Source organism: Fibrella aquatica, from assembly GCF_041321135.1.
GTDB classification, from domain to species: Bacteria; Bacteroidota; Bacteroidia; order Cytophagales; family Spirosomataceae; genus Fibrella; species Fibrella aquatica.
Genome location: NZ_JBGGWF010000008.1, coordinates 1 through 17896 on the forward strand (window position 1 = coordinate 1; position 17896 = coordinate 17896).

The 17896-nt window shown below is 51.7% G+C and carries 10 protein-coding genes; 4 read left to right on the forward strand and 6 right to left on the reverse strand.

The window, feature by feature from the left end; genetic code table 11:
• Window positions 1-83 precede the first annotated feature (83 nt).
• The 3 genes from ACAW87_RS17565 to gyrB form a co-directional block, all read right to left on the reverse strand.
• The gene (locus ACAW87_RS17565) at window positions 84-656 is read right to left on the reverse strand and encodes a Uma2 family endonuclease (RefSeq protein WP_370724946.1); all 573 of its coding nucleotides are present in this window, start codon (window positions 654-656) and stop codon (window positions 84-86) included.
• A 22-nt stretch (window positions 657-678) separates the two neighbouring features.
• Window positions 679-3015 carry a polyphosphate kinase 1 gene (gene ppk1 / locus ACAW87_RS17570; protein WP_370724947.1) on the reverse strand — a complete coding sequence of 779 codons (2337 nt, stop codon included), beginning with the start codon at window positions 3013-3015 and terminating at the stop codon, window positions 679-681.
• Between the two features lie 135 nt (window positions 3016-3150).
• Window positions 3151-5139, reverse strand: coding sequence for a DNA topoisomerase (ATP-hydrolyzing) subunit B (gene gyrB, locus ACAW87_RS17575; RefSeq protein ID WP_370725133.1), 1989 nt, complete (start codon window positions 5137-5139; stop codon window positions 3151-3153).
• 530 nt (window positions 5140-5669) lie between these two features.
• On the opposite strand from gyrB, the gene ACAW87_RS17580 reads away from it, so the two are divergent.
• On the forward strand, window positions 5670-5978 hold the full coding sequence (locus tag ACAW87_RS17580) for an isoamylase early set domain-containing protein (protein ID WP_370724948.1): 309 nt from the start codon (window positions 5670-5672) through the stop codon (window positions 5976-5978).
• Between the two features lie 100 nt (window positions 5979-6078).
• Here ACAW87_RS17580 and ACAW87_RS17585 read toward each other — a convergent pair whose 3' ends face one another.
• Genes ACAW87_RS17585 through ACAW87_RS17595 form a run of 3 tightly spaced genes read right to left on the reverse strand, consistent with a single transcriptional unit; the run spans window position 6079 to window position 11058 of the window.
• Window positions 6079-7038 (reverse strand): hydroxypyruvate isomerase family protein, encoded by a 960-nt coding sequence (locus ACAW87_RS17585; RefSeq protein WP_370724949.1) that lies wholly within the window; start codon window positions 7036-7038, stop codon window positions 6079-6081.
• Window positions 7039-7072: 34 nt separating this feature from the next.
• Window positions 7073-7957, reverse strand: coding sequence for an RpnC/YadD family protein (locus ACAW87_RS17590; protein ID WP_370724950.1), 885 nt, complete (start codon window positions 7955-7957; stop codon window positions 7073-7075).
• Complete coding sequence (locus ACAW87_RS17595) at window positions 7957-11058, reverse strand: PVC-type heme-binding CxxCH protein (protein ID WP_370724951.1); 3102 nt, start codon at window positions 11056-11058, stop codon at window positions 7957-7959. Before ACAW87_RS17595 ends, ACAW87_RS17590 begins: the two co-directional genes overlap by 1 nt.
• Before the next feature lie 311 nt (window positions 11059-11369).
• Here ACAW87_RS17595 and ACAW87_RS17600 point away from each other — a divergent pair, with 311 nt between their 5' ends.
• From ACAW87_RS17600 to ACAW87_RS17610, 3 genes are all read left to right on the forward strand, one after another.
• A complete protein-coding gene (locus ACAW87_RS17600; RefSeq protein WP_370724952.1) occupies window positions 11370-14567 on the forward strand; it encodes a SusC/RagA family TonB-linked outer membrane protein in 3198 nt (1065 codons plus the stop codon).
• A 221-nt stretch (window positions 14568-14788) separates the two neighbouring features.
• Window positions 14789-16222: a SusD/RagB family nutrient-binding outer membrane lipoprotein gene (locus tag ACAW87_RS17605; RefSeq protein WP_370724953.1), complete on the forward strand. Its 1434-nt coding sequence runs from the start codon at window positions 14789-14791 to the stop codon at window positions 16220-16222.
• Window positions 16223-16375: 153 nt separating this feature from the next.
• Window positions 16376-17860: a calcineurin-like phosphoesterase C-terminal domain-containing protein gene (locus ACAW87_RS17610; protein ID WP_370724954.1), complete on the forward strand. Its 1485-nt coding sequence runs from the start codon at window positions 16376-16378 to the stop codon at window positions 17858-17860.
• The last annotated feature ends 36 nt before the right edge of the window (window positions 17861-17896 follow it).

Genomic DNA, 17896 nt, shown 5'->3' on the forward strand with positions numbered 1-17896 from the left:
GAAGCTCCAGCTTCGGTAGTAGAAAATAACTAGTCTACTACCGAAGCTGGAGCTTCGGCGCTACAACATACGTACCTAGCTTGCTACAACTGGCTCAGGTCCAGCGAGAAATTGGTTAATATATTCTCCCCTTCCAACGATTGAACGCCTTCAGTGACTGTAATGGTGGAATCTGGTTTATATACGTATGCTGTTTTGGTGCTGGGATCGATGAGCCAGCCTAACTGGCATCCATTTGCCATCCAATCGTCCATCTTCTGCTGAGCATCGGTCAGCCGGTCAGAGGGGGAGCGTAGTTCAAGTACAAAGTCAGGGCAGAGGGGCACAAAACGACGGCGCTCTTTCTCAGTCAATGCCTCCCAGCGTAACCTGCTGATGCCCGCTACGTCAGGCGACATGACAGATGTATCAGGAAGCCGGAAAGCCGTCGATGAGTCAAAGAAGTAGCCCCACTTCGACTGCCTATTCCAGATCACAAAGTCTGCACCAATTTCTATATTCCGGTTACCCGTTTCGCCACCTGTTAAACTCATAAAAATGATGTCGCCGTTTTTCCGGCGCTCAAATCGTAACCCCGGATTGTCCTGACAGAAACGGAAGAATTCATCATCGTTCATCCGCAAATCTTCCGGAAAGTGCACACGTACCGTTTCCATAGAGTAAATTTACTTGATTATCTTAAATCGTAGCAATGCTTCGCTCGGTGCCTTCGGTCAGATCGGCTGGTAGTTCGTCGGTTGGGGGCGAGACGGTGTCGTTAAAGAGTTGGGCCTTCATTACGTCGGCTTCGCTGATATTGAAAAAAGCAACTTGCATATCAAAAGGCTCAGCGCCTTCGGCCGGTTCACACTTTTTGTATGTACCGTCTTCCTGTAAATCATAGGCATTGACGGTATCGCGCAGGTTGTATTCCAGAATCATAATGGCCTGTTGACGTACCCGAACATCGGCCAGATAGAATAGTGACTCAATGCGGCGGTCGAACGAGCGTACCATAGCGTCGGCACTGCCGCCGTATATTTTGGGCTCACCGGCATTATGGAAGTAAAACAGCCGGGTGTGTTCCAGGTAGTTGCCGACAATTGACCGTACTGTGATGTTTTCGCTGAGTCCTTTACGGCCGGGACGAAGGCAGCATATACCTCTGACAATTAATTGAATAGGTACGCCCGCTTGTGAAGCACCATACAATTCGTCGATGATCGTTTTGTCTTCTACCGAATTGATTTTGATGCAGATTCCGCTGGGCAAGCCACGCCGGGCCAAATCAGCTTCGGCCCGAATCAGGTCAATCAACTGATTGCGCATGTCGCGCGGGGCGGTAATCAGGTATTGGTAACCACTTGGCAATGAATGACCGGTGATTACATTGAAGAACTCCGAAATATCGCTGGTATACGTCTCATTGGTGGTTAGCAGGCCAATGTCGGTATACATCCGGGCGGTGTCTTCGTTGTAGTTACCACTCGACAGGTGGGCGTACCGAACTACGCGACTGCCTTCATTCCTGACAACCAGCAATAGTTTGGTGTGTGTCTTGAACCGGCTGATGCCGTAGATCACAAAACAGCCCGCTTTTTGAAGTCGTTGTGCTTCGCGGATGTTGTTTTCCTCGTCAAATCGCGCTTTCACCTCGAATAGTACCGACACGTGTTTGCCATTCTCGGCTGCTTTCAGAAGGGCCTCTGTGATGCGCGATCGTTTGGCCAACCGGTACACGGTCAGCTTAATAGCCAGTACATGCGGGTCTTCTGCGGCCTGTTCCAACAACTGAAGTACGGGCTCGAAATTGTTGTACGGATGGTGCAACAGAATATCATGCTCGCGGATAGCCTCAAAAATATCGTTGATTTTGTCGCGTTCCAGTCCAACGGGCGCTACCGGTGGAATAGGTGCAGGCATATCATTTTTAAACTCCGGGTGCCGGATAATCTGCCAAAGACTGGTGAAATCGATTAATGAGCCGGCCTCGAAGAGGTTTGTATCATCAATCTCCCAACGTTTCTTCAACAAGCTTATCATCCACGACGAAGCCGGCGACTCAATCTGGCCGGCCTCAATTTCAACCCGAACAACCCGACCCAACCGGCGATTTTTGATCTTCTGCTTGATTTCGTCTAGGAAGTCGGCTTCAACATCGTCGTTTTCTTCCAACGTGAAATCACCATTCCGCGAAATACGAAACATGTTCACCGATGAAATTTCGACGTTGCGGTAGAGTTTGTTCAGGTGCTGACGAACAATTTCTTCAATGGGAAGAAAGAGAATGGCTTCGTCGCGCTCAAACGTCATGAAGCGGGGCAAATTGGCTGGAATTTGCACAAACGACAGTCGATGATTATCGCTATCATCGTCGGGAGTGAGGTCGCGGAAATCACCGGCGGGTGTAAAGGTTACGACCCCGAAAATGAGCACTTTAGCCAGCAACACCGGAAACGTATGCGTGTAATCATACAGCATCGGCGTCAGCGTCGGAAAAATAGTCCGGTCAAAATAACTGGCTGCCTGTTCCTGTTCGGCTTCGGTCAGATCGGCATACTTAACCAGAGCCAGCCCGTTCTCGGCAAATAAGGGCAGTAACTGTTCTTTAAAAACCGTCTGCTGGTCAAGATTGAACTGCTGCATGGCTTTAAACAGCGTCTTCTTGAATGGCACTTCACGCAACCCCGAATAATCGACACGCTCTTTATGGTAATCCAGGTAGTTGTACAGGCTCCCGATGCGAATACTGAAAAATTCGTCAGCGTTTGAATCGGTGATAGCCAGGAACTTAAGCCGTTCCATAAGCGTCCGATTGGGGTTACGTACCTGATCCAGTACGCGCTCATTAAACTTCAGCCAGCTTAAATCGCGGCTTATATAATCGCTTTGTTCAATCAGCGTACTAACACGTTCGGCCGATTTTGCCGGGCTGAGATTACTGCCTGCGTCGGTAGTGGCGGGGCGGCTTGTCAGGCGGGAAACGAGGTGACCGATCAGGTTACGGCCGCGTTGAGGTTGGTCGGAGTTACGCATAAGGCAATGGTATAGGACGACAAGGCAAAAATAGACTACTTTGGCAACGCGCGAATCCGGTAATTTGATCAATCAATGCGTGTTACCCTTTTGTTACGTAACAAAAAACCGGGTCTTTCGACCCGGCTTTTTCTGCTAAACGTCTATTTTGGCGTATTTCGCATTTCGTTCAATAAAATCACGGCGGGGCGGCACTTCATCACCCATCAGCATGGAGAACACATGGTCGGCGTCGGCGGCTGATTCGATGGTTACTCGTTTCAAGCTGCGTTGCGAGGGGTCCATGGTGGTTTCCCAAAGCTGCTCGGCGTTCATCTCACCTAAGCCCTTGTACCGCTGAATGTTAACAGCTTCTTCACGGCCGCTACCAGCTAGTTCGCGCACGGCTGTTTCGCGTTGTGCTTCTGTCCAGCAGTAGCGTTGCTCTTTGCCTTTTTTCACGAGGTAGAAAGGCGGCTGAGCAATGTAGAGATATCCATTCTCGATCAGGGCGCGCATGTTGCGGAAGAACAGCGTCAGCAAAAGCGTGCGGATGTGACTTCCATCAACGTCGGCATCGGTCATAATAATGATCTTATGGTACCGAAGCTTTTCGAGGTTCATCTCGGTTTCGCCCGTCTCTTTATTCTTCTCAAGACGTACCCCCAGAGCGGTCCAGATGTTCTTAATTTCCTCGTTCTCGTAGATCTTGTGTTCCATGGCTTTCTCTACGTTCAGGATCTTACCCCGAAGCGGCAGAATAGCCTGGTACGCGCGGTTGCGGCCCTGCTTGGCTGAACCGCCAGCCGAGTCACCTTCTACCAGATACAGTTCGCAAACGCGAGGGTCTGTATCCGAGCAGTCGGCCAGTTTACCGGGAAGTCCCATACCGCCCATGAAGTCCTTGCGGTCGGTCATAATGCGCGAATAGGCCAGATCGGCAGCGATACGAGCCTGAGCTGAGATCAATACTTTCCGGACAATGGCCTGCGCGATCTTCGGATTTTCTTCGAGCCACATTTCCAGTGTCTCGCCCACCGCCTGACTTACCGCACTCACCACATCCTGGTTACCCAGTTTGCCTTTCGTTTGGCCCTCAAACTGTGGTTCCTGTACCTTCACCGAGATCACGGCAGTAAGGCCCTTACGGAAGTCGCCTCCCTCAAATTTGACTTTGCTCGAGTTCTTTGGAATCAGCCCTGGGTTCTTCTCCAGGTACCGACCAAATACGCGCGTGATGGCAGAACGGAAGCCCTGGACGTGCGTACCTCCCTCGTGCGTATTGATGTTGTTCACATACGACTGCACGTTCTCGCCTGCTTCCATATTGTAGAGCATGGCTACCTGTACGGGCGTGGTGTACTTTTCGTTCTCGATGTAGATCGGCGCCATGTTGTCGAGCGACTGACGTGATTCATCAAGGTACTTCACAAATTCGCTCAGACCACCTTCCGAGTGGAAATCGGCCGTGAACAGCGGGTTCCCTTCTTCATCGAGTTCGCGCATGTCGGTGAGCGAAATGCGAATGCCTTTGTTGAGGTACGCTAGTTCGCGCAGACGACCGGCAACGGTATCGAAGCGATAGACCGTTGTTTCGGTGAAGATTGTTTCATCGGGTTTAAAGTGAACGGTCGTTCCGGTATCGGTAGCTGTACCGATTTCGCGCACTTCGTATTGCGGCTTGCCAATGCTATACTCCTGATCGTACGCTTTGCCGTCGCGGTGCACTTCCACACGAAGCATGGTTGAGAGTGCATTGACGCAGGATACACCTACGCCATGCAGACCGCCCGATACTTTGTAGGTGTCTTTGTCGAATTTACCACCGGCGTGGAGCACGGTCATTACTACTTCGAGTGAGTTGCGACCGGTTTGTTTGTTGTAACCAACCGGAATACCCCGGCCGTTATCTCTAACTGTAATTGAATTGTCGGCATTAATCGTGACCAGAATGGTGTCGCAGTGGCCGGCCATGGCCTCATCAATGGAGTTGTCAACAACCTCCCAAATCAGGTGGTGCAGGCCTTTCACTCCTACGTCGCCAATGTACATGGCCGGGCGTTTCCGAACAGCCTCTAAGCCTTCGAGTACCTGAATGTTATCGGATCCATATTGGCCATTGGGATTGGCAACTTCTTCCTCCATTTCGGTGTCAACAGCGTCGTTTGTCATGCGGTATTTGAATGTGTTTATAGCGGAAAAGCGGGTCCCGGTAAAGCCGAAAACGGGCATTTTGCCTGCCTCTATCTAGCTTGTAAAAATACAAAAAATGTCGATCATTTCCCAGTGAAATGTCAAGCTATGTCCCTCTAAAGTGAAGTTTTTGGTGGACCTTTATGCGTTCGTTTAACAGGCGTTAAGCAAGGGTCTGAATGAGGCTGTTTACGCCCTGTCTGGTATTGTGCCGTTAAGTCAGAAATTGTATGGCTACTACCACACCTCTCTGAATACCGGCAAGGGCTGATAAAATCTAGGAGAAATAGCTGCTTGGGGTACGTTCGGTGTTGAAAAGGTGCACTAGCTCAACTAAACAGCTAAAGAGAAAGACTAGAGCAGTAGTAGGTTATATACATAAAATTGTATTAAAAAAAGAATATACAGTAGTAACTAACTATAAATTAGCATTTTAAAATTTGTGAAATATAATTTTGCACTAAATCAAAACAAAACATCATATGCCTATTGCCAAGCAGTTCCTGAAAAGTAAGCCGGTTGCCAAAGTAACGTTTGAACTTCCTGCCGAGGCCGTAAATGGTGCCAAGGTGGTATCGCTTGTTGGTGATTTCAATGATTGGGATGTAAACGCTCAGCCCCTGAAGAAGCAGAAAGATGGTTCTTTCAAAGCTACGGTTGAACTGCCAATCGGTACCGAATACCAATACCGGTTCATCATCGACGGTGAAACCTGGGCTAACGACTGGGCCGCCGACAAATACGTAGCCAGCCCCGTATCGACCGAAGAAAACTCGGTGGTTATCTTGTAAGAGACAAGAAAGAAGAGACAAGAAACGAGATGGCTCTGCTGATGCACCATATGGTACGTCGGCAGAGCCTTCTTGATTCTTGTCTCTTCTTTCTTATCTCTTAACCAGCAAAGCTATCTGACTCTACGTACGCCTTAATTAGCGCCATTTCACCTTCCTTACCGGGCATTGAATTGCCGTGTTCCATGCCGAAGATAAATGTGCGGTTGCTGGCTTTGGCTTTGTTGTAAATATGCTTGAAAATGTTTTTGTAGTTGATTTCGCCCGTGGTTGGCTCTTTCCGGCCGGGGTTATCGCCCATCTGAAAATACCCGATCTCATCCCACGTCCAGTCGATGTGAGGAATGATGTGCCCTTCGTTTTTCTGCATGTGGTAAATGTCGAAGAGAATCTTGCAGGCGGGGCTGTTCACGGCCCGGCAAATCTCATAGGTCTGGTCAGACGTCCGCAGGAACAGATTGGGCGTATCGCTCAGCGGTTCGAGTACCATGGTTAGGCCCGCAGGAGCCAGAATGTCAGCCCCCCGACGTAGTGCATCAATCACATTCCCCGTCTGAATACCGATGGGCAGGTTTCGCTCGAAATCGCCCGGCACAACCGTCATAAATTTAGCGTTACAGCGTTTGGCGGTTTCTACAGCCCGACGGCATCCGTTTAGGAAAATATCGACGTGCTCCTTTTTACTAGCTGCCAGCGTGTTTTGGCCGTTGCCTCCTTTGTCGACCACAAACACGCCCATTTTCATACCGAGGCGGTCTAGTTCCTTGCCGATTTTTTCCTGCATGGCGGGTTCACGGCCCATCATGCCATTGTCTTCCAGAGCCATAAATCCCTGATCAGCCATGAATTTAAGCTGGTCGATCGGGTCTTTCCCCGCGCTGTTTTCGAACATCCCAAAATGAGGGGCATAGTCGAGCTTGAACTTGTTTTTTCCGGCTACAACGGGCAGTGCTGGTGTTTTTGCCTGTGGCCTAACGGCTGCCTGAACTACCGACGTACCTGTGAAGGCTATACCTGTTGCTCCCAGAGCTGTCTTTAGAAAATCCCGGCGTTGGGTCATAGAGGGAAGGTTTAGAAAATAAAAGTTGTAAAAATCAATGCTTATCAATTCGTCGGGCAATAGCGTTTACGTGGTCTATCGACACGTCGGCGATCTCTGCAATTTCCAAATGACTTAAGCTGCCCTTACGAATCATCTTCTCGATAATCAGGTCAATGCCCTGCTCAATACCTTGTTCGATACCTTGTTCGATACCTTGTTCGATACCCTGTTCAACGCCTAACTCGATGCCTTTCTCAATTCCCTTATTAACTCCCTGCCTGAAACGGACATCCGTCTCTAAATCATAAACCAATGCCATTTTCTCGGAAATTTTGATGGTTAATTGCTGCAAGTTACGCAGATTAGAAAGTATTTCGAGTTGCTTGATGTACCGTTTGAGCTTCAACGAACGGGGTACTAATTCGCTGAGTTTTGAAACGATTGCTTCCAGAACATCATCGGCTTTATCCTGTTTGAAATCGCCTAGCACAGTGAGTAGTACTTCTTCCGGTACTGATGAATTTAAGAATAGGTGATAATCGACCTCGGAAGCATTAATCAATTCATACCTAAACGAGAGTGTTGTGTGGAAGAGATGCGATTTCATCTTCGACATCCCTCCGCCAATGTAAAATACATATTGCTTGACGGGCACACCATATTTCCGGTAAAGCATAGCATAATACTCCAGCATCCGAGCCAGCATTTCGTCGTCATCCTTGGTCTGGAATTCAAAGTGTAGGATGTAGTTGTCCGCTTCGTTGGGATGAAGTACTTTCTTCAGAAAATCTGGTTTACGCTCAATCGTTTGGTGTAGGTCGTCAGGAATCTCTTGCAAAGCAGGAATGGTGAGATTAAGCAGTCGGTTGGCTAACGGTACCACCAACTGCTCAATGTTCTCCCGGAAGATTCGATCATACGACTTATTCTTCCCCATTACTTCTTCTTCAGCGTACTCAAATACGTCACCAGGTCAACGAGTTCAGTGGTGCTCATGGCTTCCTGCAAGCCCGAAGGCATCATGGATGCATCCAGTTTTTTGATCGATTTTATGTTCGATGTTTTGTAGTTCTGTACCTGACCACCGGGAAACTTCATCTGCAAATCGGTTTCCGTTTTGCTCGATACAATGCCGGTCATCGTGCTGCCATCTTTGAAAGTCACTTCATAACCCTCAAAACCAAAGCTGATACCTGCGTCGGGATACAGAATAGCCAGATATTGACCATCCTTGCCCAATTTCGAGCCGATCTCTGATAATTTAGGCCCAAAGTCCATGCCCTCGCCGTTGACCTGATGACAAACCGAGCAGTTGTTTTTGTAGACCGTTAGCCCCCGCGAGGCATCGCCGTTCATGGCCATCAACTCGTTTACGCCCGGTAATTTTTTGACCGAAGCTGTTGACGTACCTGACTGATTGCCATCCAGGTACTTGGCCGCCTCTACGCGAACCATTTTGCGCCAGGCCGTTGAAACGCCCTGATAAGCAGCGGCTTTTAAATCGCTGCTTTTGATGTCGCCCGATTTGAGCAAGACAAGCACCAGATCTTCGCCCGACTGACTACCGCCCAGCGAACGGGTAGCTTCGCGGCGGAGCGGCATGGCCCGGTTTTCGTCCAACGCCACGCTTTTCAGTATATCGAGTGATTCTTTGCTGCCAACCCCACGGAGCGAGGTAATCATGTTTGTGGCTGCATCGGGGCTGCTGCCATTGATAGTTTCCCAGACAAGTGACGATCCTTTTTGGGTTAGCAATTGCTTTGCGGCGCTTCGCCCAATGTTGTCGGCTGGTTTCAGAATAGCGAGTTGCCGTAAACGGACGTTTTCGGTGGCGGGGCTGTAGCGCTGAACAAGCTCCATGTAATCAGCGGTGCCGTAGGTTTGGTCGAGCAGGTTTTGAAGGGCCCGCGAGGCCGATGCGCTTGTTGTTACGAAAGCCGGGTCGAGATGGCGTAGGGCCAGTTTGGTGACGTCGGGGCTATTTTGTGCCTGAATCAATTGCAATAGAGCATTCGATTTTTCGGTAGTGCCGGGGTTAAAATCAAAGGCCCGGAAATAACGGAGCCGACTTGCCAGCGGCACGTCTTTTTCGCCTGCCAGCTGAGCAAGGAGCGGCACCGATGCGGCCGTACGAGCCCGCCATACCACATCGCGGCCGCCAGCATTGGCTAACGGGTCATTGTTCAACTGCTTCAGATAAGCCGCGTAGTACGTGTCCCACTGATTATCGGCGCCAATTCCGAGCGCTTCCAGGTACCAGCGGTCTTTACCGTCATGCTGTGCGGCCAGTTGTGCCCACAGGGCGGGCGCTTCGGGCGATGCACTCCGGCGCAACGCAAGCGCGCATTCGCGACGTACCTGAGCACTCTGATCGTTAACCAGCTGTCTAACGAATCCAATTACGTCCATTTTCTGTTCGCGGGCAGTACGTAGGGCCGTAATACGCAGGTCGGCGTTGGCATCTTTCAGGGCCATCTCCACATATTTCTGTCCCTTCGGCAATTGACTCAACAACCACAACGCCCGCGCTTTCATGCGTGGATTGGTAGCCGATTTGTACAGCTTAGCCAGCGGTTTTTCTGCCTTCGTGCCCAGATTGTGCAAGGCCGTCCAGCCCATGTACCGAGCCGACATGTTGGGACTTTGCAGCGCAGTGATGGCTCCCTCAACCGTAGAAACGTCGGTTTTAGGTACCGACCAGGTTGAATTAGGCGGAGCCAGCCGGAAAATCCTGCCCCGGTCCTGATCACCGGCCTGATGGCCACCCACACCTGGATCATACCAGTCGGCAATGATCAATGAACCGTCAGGAGCCACGCACACATCCGACGGGCGGAACCACTGATCGCGGGTGCCTTCGACCAGATTGGCGATGCTGGCCTTATAGCCTGCGCCATCTTTTTCGACCGGATACGACCGGACCACGTTTGGTCCCGCATCGCAGTGGATGATCTGATTCTGGAACGTACCTGGCAGCAACGAGCCTTCGTAGACGATAATGCCTGTTGGTGAACCCGCGCCGGTTTGCAATAGATTGGGTACCACGCCGGGGTCATTCAGGTGCCAGTGACGGTGCGGAATTTCTTTTTCGATGTTGGTACGGTTGGCGCTCCAGCCGGCACCAGTCAACTCGTCGGTGTAACCGTAGTTACCGTATTCCATCACGTAGTTGATCCTGACGCTCTTGTTGCCGTCGTCGTCATTGTCTGATTGCCAGAGTGTTCCGTATGAGTCGACGGCTACTTCGAAGTTATTGCGGAAGTTCTGACCGAGCACTTCCATCTCTGAGCCGTCGGGATTACAGCGAAACACCATGCCTTGCCGATAACTCTGCTTGTCGATAGCCTTGCCTGTGTTACGGTCGAAAATAGGCTTGTCGTTTTTATCCCTTATTTGCTGCCCTTCGTTGCCGAAGTTGAAATACCATTTTCCGTCGGGACCAAAAACGAAAGCGTGCATGCCGTGGTCGTGTTGATCGCCGCTGAGGCCGGTGAACAGAATCTCCTTTTTGTCAGCTTTGTCGTCGCCGTCTTCGTCGGTAAACACCCACACATTAGGGCTATCCGATACGATGACTTTATTGCCCTGCACCCATATACCCAGCGGCGATTGAAGCTCCGGCCCTTGATAAAAAACCTTACTCACATCGGCCACACCGTCGCCGTTCTGATCTTCCAGGATCACAATGCGGTCGCCGGCGTCGTTAGTGGGGTTGCCGTTTATGGCCGGCCGGTAGTTGTAGGCTTCGCACACCCATACCCGTCCCTTGGCATCGACATCGATGTTGGTCGGGTTTTTTAGCATGGGCTCGGCCGCAAACAGCGACGCCTGCAAACCGGGCGCAACGTTAAGGCTGGCTACCGCATTCTTTGGGTCGTGCTTATCGTCGTCGGAAAGGGTAGCAAAAAACTGATTCAGGAACGGAATAGACGCGCGGCTTATGTCAGAACTGGAGTAGGCGCCCATAAACAAAGCGCCTGAAAGCATGGTTGCGGCACCCGCCAATCGGAGCGTTCGTGCGGTAAATGGTCGAGTCATGGCTGAGAAAGACAGTATGTTAATCTAGAAAGGAGCGAAGTAGCCCGTTATAATAGGTGAAATGCCAAAAAAGCCAAAATGGATTGATAGTGAGCAAGATTAGCGCTGAAGTATGCAGATTGGCCTACTGATAAAAGACTCTACTTACTTAGTAGTCTTAACGATTACGCAACATTCCGGTAAAATTCGCTTGATGCAGCGCGGGTACTTTTGCGGCTTCAAAAAGTAACCCACGTTATGGCAAACGCCGGTCTGGCCCGGCAACAGACCAGGTTTCTGCAATCCTCTTTTTAACCAATAAATAAAACATCATGCAACGTATTTTACGCTGTTCACAAGAATGGCGGACGAGGTGGCTTTGTGCTATAGCCTGTCTGCTTCTGATCAATACGCCTTTGCTGGCTCAGGTGGCCATTACGGGACAGGTGACCGATTCACAAACAAACGACGGGGTGCCTGGAGTCAATGTGCTTATAAAATTGGCCGGGCCAGCGAGCCGCCAGCAGGGCACAACAACCGACAAAAATGGGCGCTACACACTGAACGTACCCAGCGATCAGGCCGAGCTGGTATTCTCGTTTGTAGGCTATCTGCCGCAGACGGTCCGGGTTGGAAATCGGTCAGTTGTCAACGTACAACTTGCCGCCGATACGCGCAGCCTGAACGAAGTGGTGGTGACGGCGCTGGGTATCAAACGCGAGGAAAAAGCGCTCGGCTATTCAACCCAGAAGCTCGACGGGGCGGCGGTGACCGATGCGCCCGCCAACAACGTGATCAACTCGTTATCGGGCAAAATTGCGGGGCTGAACCTAACTAAAACCGACGGGCCAATGGGTAGCAGTCGGGTAACATTACGTGGCGAAGGCATCCTGGATCTGAACTCACCCGGTGCATTGATTGTGGTTGATGGTCAGCCAATTAACACGGGATTTCAGGGTGCTGGCCACGGCGCGTACCTGGGTGGCGACTCTCCCGTTGATTTTGGTAGCGCCCTCACCGACATCGACCCCAACAGCATTGAGTCGATCAACGTACTGAAGGGGCCGGCAGCATCGGCCTTGTACGGGTCGCGGGCTGGTGCGGGAGCCATTATTATTACCACCAAGAGCGGCAACAAAGACCAGAAAGGGATAGGCGTAACGGTCAATTCATACGTGAGTATCGACCAGATAAACCGCTGGCCCGACTATCAGTATGAGTATGGACAAGGCACAGCCGGTCAGCCTTACTACTCGTATGGCACCACTGCCGACGGGCCGGGTACCCAAAGCACCAGCTCGGCCTGGGGGCCACGGTTCGAAGGGCAGCAGTTCTATCAGTACAATTCGCCGCGCGATGCATCGGGTGCGTTTACGGCCCGTACGCCCTGGGTGCCTTACCCTGATAACCGGAAGAACTTTTTCCAGGAGGGTGTAACGCTGTCGAATAACGTAACGATCAGTAATACAGGCGACAAGGGTACGTCTCGGCTCAGTATATCGCACCTGCAAAACGACTGGATTTTGCCCAATACCGGCTATCAGCGTCTGAACCTGGGCTTCTCGAACCAGTCGCAGGTGTCCCGGAAACTGTCGATGAACACGAAGATCAATTACTACAACAAGTTCAGCGATAACCTGCCAACGACGGGCTACAACAACCAGTCGATCATGTACTTCACGGCGTTTCAAAACCCGAACATCGACCTCGACTGGTACAAGTCATACTGGTTGCCGGGGCGTGAGGGCGTGGAGCAAAATCACCCGTTCAGCTCGCTGATTGATAACCCGTATCTGATCAGCTACGAGATGTTGAACAAGTCGAACCGGCACAACATCACGGGCAACGTGTCGGTAACGTACAACATCATCAAAAACCTGGATCTCACCCTGCACGGAGGTCTGGATGCGGGTTACGAATTCCGGTCGCAGCAGCGGCCCAAGAATACGCAGAAGTTTCAGGAAGGCATGTACCGCCAGCAGAACGTGTTCAACATGGAATCGAACACCGATTTTTTGCTCCGCTACAAGGTGCGCCCAACGGGCGATTTCCAGATGACGGCCAACGCGGGGGGGAATATTCTTATTCAGCAGCAGACGTTTACCAACCAACTCGCCGACCGGCTGGTGATTCCGGGTGTGTATAACCTGGCCAACAGTGAGCAACTACCCCAAACCCGCAGCGACCGCGCTAAAAAACGCATCAATAGTCTGTATGGCTTCGTGAATATGTCGTACAAAAACGTGGCCTTCATCGACATCACCGGGCGGAACGACTGGAGCAGTACCCTGCCCGCGCAAAACAACTCGTTTTTCTATCCCTCAGCCACGTTGAGCCTCATCGCGTCTGACATCTTGACAATGCCGAGTTGGGTAAGCTACGCCAAGTTACGCGGGGCCTACGCCAGTGTGGGATACGATGCCCGCCTGGGTACGTACAACCTCGAAAAGGTGTACGAGCCGGGCGTGTTTCCGGGCGAATTGGAGAACCCGAACACCATTGCCAACCCGAACTTACGGCCACAGCGTAACAAGTCGTGGGAGATTGGTACCGAGTGGCGCTTCTTCAAAAATCGCCTTTCGTTCGACCTGACGGCTTATCATCAACTCACTGTCGATCAGATTCTTTATGCGCCGGTTGAGTACGCGTCGGGCTATAATTCGTCGCTGATCAACATGGGTAAAGTGGCCAACCGGGGCGTTGAACTCACGCTGACGGGCAGTCCGGTGAAAAATACGCGGGGCCTCACCTGGGACGTAACCCTGAACTGGGCCATGAACCGGAACCGTGTAGAGGAACTGAATAACGGAACGGGTAACGTGGTATTGGCCAGGTACGTTGGTAGCCGCGTTACGGTAGAAGCCCGCGAAGGCCGACCCCTCGGCGAAATATACGGTCTGGGTTACCGCCGCTCGCCAGACGGGCAGATTGTGTACGACAGAACGGGTTACCCGCTGCTGAGCGAACAGTTCATCAACCTGGGTAATTCGACACCCAGATGGCGGAGCGGCCTGACTAATAATGTCAAATACCGGGGCTGGAATATGTCGGTGTTGATTGACCGGCAGCAGGGGGGAAGCGTGTATTCGCTAACCAACTCGGTGCTGGGTGAACAGGGTAAAATCAAGGCTACGCTGCCTGGTCGTTACGATGGCATCGTGGGTGAGGGAGTGACTCAAAACGCGGATGGCACCTACGTACCCAACACCACCAAAGCCACGAATATTGTCACGTATTACAGCAAGATCTACGGCCGCGATAACGTAGAAGCCAACCTCTTCGACGCCACCTTTACCAAACTCCGCGAGGTACGTCTGGCCTATACATTCCCGACCAAAACGCTCAGCAAGTCCTTCCTGCGCGGTGCCAGCATCGGCATCTACGGCCGCGACCTCTACAACTGGACCAGCTTCCCCGGCTTCGACCCCGAAACATCAACGCTCGATAACTCAACCATCACCCCCGGCCTCGAAATCGCTCAGTTCCCATCGACCAGAACGATGGGTGTTAATTTGACTATTTCGCTGTGAGCCCTCACCCCTAGCCCCTCTCCCACGTTGGGAGAGGGGAACCGCTCTACAGTAGCTCCGCTTTGCAGTGCTTTGCTTATTCCAATCAAGTGATTGTCTCACTAAGAAAGAGGCATCAATAGTATAGTGCGAAGCTACTGTAGTGCGTCTCCCCTCTCCCGTAGGGGGCGGTCCGCCGTTGCGGGAGGGGCCGGGGGTGAGGGTAAACAAACCAACTAACAATGAAGACCTTAACACAACTTATTCTAAGCTCTCTACTCTTGGCGGGAGTGAGCTGCACCAGTTCACTGGACGGACTACTGAATGACCCGGAGGCAGTGACAACGGCAACGTCGGGTAGCTTTTTGAATACGGCCGTTCTGAACGGGGTGAACATCGGACTGAGCCGAAGCCACCGGCTGAACAACGAGATGATGCAGGTGACGGTGTCGCTGACCGATGGGCAGTTTCATCGCTACGTGCTGATTCCGAGCGAGTCAGATTACCTCTGGAATAACTACTACCTGACGCTCACAAACGTCCAGGATATGTACGAACGAGCGAAACAGAGTAACAACCGCAACCAGATGGCCGCTGCCCTGACCGTGCGGGCATGGCTGTTTCAGAACCTGACCGATGCGTATGGCGATGTGCCCTACTCACAGGCGTTGCAGGGCTACCCAAGCTACCAGATTACCCCAAAATTTGACCCGCAAGAGGCTATTTACACTGACTTGGTCAATAAGCTCGATTCGGCCAACACGTTGTATGAGGTGACCAAAACCATGACGCCGGGTATCGATGCGCTGTATGGTGCTGATAAAAGTGCGGCGGGTACCGTAAAATGGCGCAAGTTTACCAACTCGTTACGGCTTCGGTTGCTGATGCGCGGCGAAGCCAAATCGGACGTGTTCAAGCAGAAAATCCGGGAGATGCTGGCCAATCCGGCCAAATACCCGCTGATGACTGCCACTGAAGAAAGCGCCACGCTGACGTTTACAGCCGTAAATCCGCTGCTGAATCCCTTTGCCGATGACCGCGATTATGATTTCAATGGAGCCAATGCTTATTCGACTTACTTCATCAATACGCTGTCGACCTCGCAAGACCCGCGCCTCGACGTGTGGGCGACCAAAGTCAGTGGCAAATTTGTGGGCGTTCCGAGTGGTTACCCGCTGGGTGATGCAGCTAAAGTAGCGGCAATCTCGTCGTCTCGACTGCACAGAAACCTGAAAACGTCTCCCATTCTGGGTAGTATTATGCAGTATGCCGAAACCGAATTCTTGCTGGCCGAAGCGGCTTTGAAAGGGTACAGCAGCGATTCCCCTAAAGACCATTATGAAAAAGGGATTCGCGCTTCGATGACGTATTGGGGAGCCACCATGCCTGCCGATTTCCTGACGCGTAAGGATGTGGCCTACGCAGGTACGTTCGAGCAGTTGATGACCCAGAAATACATCGCTTTGTTCTTTACAGAAATGCAGCAGTGGGCCGAATACCGCCGGACGGGCTTCCCGGTGTTGCCGAAAGGACCGGGTCTGGAAAACGACGGTAAAATGCCCGCCCGCATGGCTTATCCCTTATCAGTACAGTCGCTGAACAGGGAAAACTACACCGAAGCCGCCGCCCGAATGGGAGGAGATAACCTGAACGGAAAACTCTGGTGGGCTAAGTAGGTAGTCATTAATAGTCATTTGCTGTGCGTCATTAATGGTCATTTATTGTCATTCGTTGCAATTGGTTACAAGTCAGCTACTCGCAATGCGTAACTACTAATGACAACGAATGACAATAAATGACGCACGGCAAATGACAAAAAATTAAAACCAATGGTAAACAGACGATCATTTCTTAAATACCTGGGCTGGTCGGGAGCGGCCGTAACCGCAGCAGCCCCCGTAGCACTGGCCAATACGAACCCAGCGCCTAACGTACCTGCAACTATTACTGGCCGTGTTCTTGGTAACGGAAAAGGCATTGCCAACGTAGCCGTGACGGATGGCTATTCGGTGGTGGTGACTGACAAAAACGGACAGTATTCACTACCTGCAGCTGCAGCGGCAGAGTTTGTGTATATCAGTCTGCCAGCGGGTTATGCCGTTCCGCATGAGCGGGGTGTGGCGCAGTTTTACCAGCCAATTACCGCGAAAAATGGCGGTTTTACGGCCGATTTTAAGCTGGAAAAACTAGCTGTCGATGACCGGAAACACCAGTTTGTGGTCTGGGCCGATACGCAGATTATCTCCAAAAAAGACGGTGAGCAACTGAAAGCCCAGTCGGCTCCTGACCTGCGCGACCTGGTGGCCTCGTACCCGAAAGGCTCGCTTTTCCACGGTATCGGCTGCGGCGATCTGGTGTGGGATCATTTCGAATTGTATGCTGACTACAAAGAGGCCATTGGCATGACTGGTATGCCTTTCTTCAACGTCATCGGCAACCACGACCTTGACCTCGATGCACGATCGGATGATTATTCGGCGAGGACCTTCAAGCAGCAATTCGGCCCGACGTACTACTCGTTCAACCGGGGGCAGGTGCATTACGTGATGCTCGACGATGTCTTTTTCATCGGCACTGCCAAGAAATACATCGGCTATCTGACCGAAAACCAACTACACTGGCTGGAACAGGATTTGAAGCTGGTGAAGCCCGGCACAACGGTGGTTGTTAGCCTACATATTCCGACGCAGACGGGCCACAAACGCCGCGAGAACCTGAAAGAAGAGGAACTGGGCGGCAGCGTGTCGAACCGGAAACAGTTATACGAGATGCTGAAGCCGTTCAACGCGCACATCATGTCAGGACACACGCACGTGAACGAAAAGTGGGAGGAGGGCTCCGTTATGGAACATGTACACGGAACCGTTTGCGGCGCGTGGTGGACGGGGCCAATCTGTAGCGATGGTACGCCAAGCGGCTACGCAGTATACGAAGTCGATGGCGGCGAAATCCGCTGGTATTACAAATCGACGGGTAAGCCGCGCGAGCATCAGCTTCGACTCTACGAAAAAGGCCGCGTGAAAACAGCTTCGGAATACATGGCGGTAAACGTCTGGAACTGGGACCCCAAGTGGAAACTGGAGTGGCTCGAAGATGGCGTTGTGAAAGGAACGCCCGAACAGCGCGTTTCTCATGATCCTTGGGCGGTTGAACTCTACGCGGGACCTGACCTCCCTAAAAAGCATAAGTTCGTTGACCCCACCATGACCGATCACCTGTTTTTCTTCCAGCCATCGGCTTCCGCAAAGAAAATCACGGTACGCGCAACCGACCGGTTTGGGGGAGTGTATTCTGAAACAATGACGCTGGCGTAGTATGCGGTAACGCGAAATGCTTCGCGCTTGTGGCCC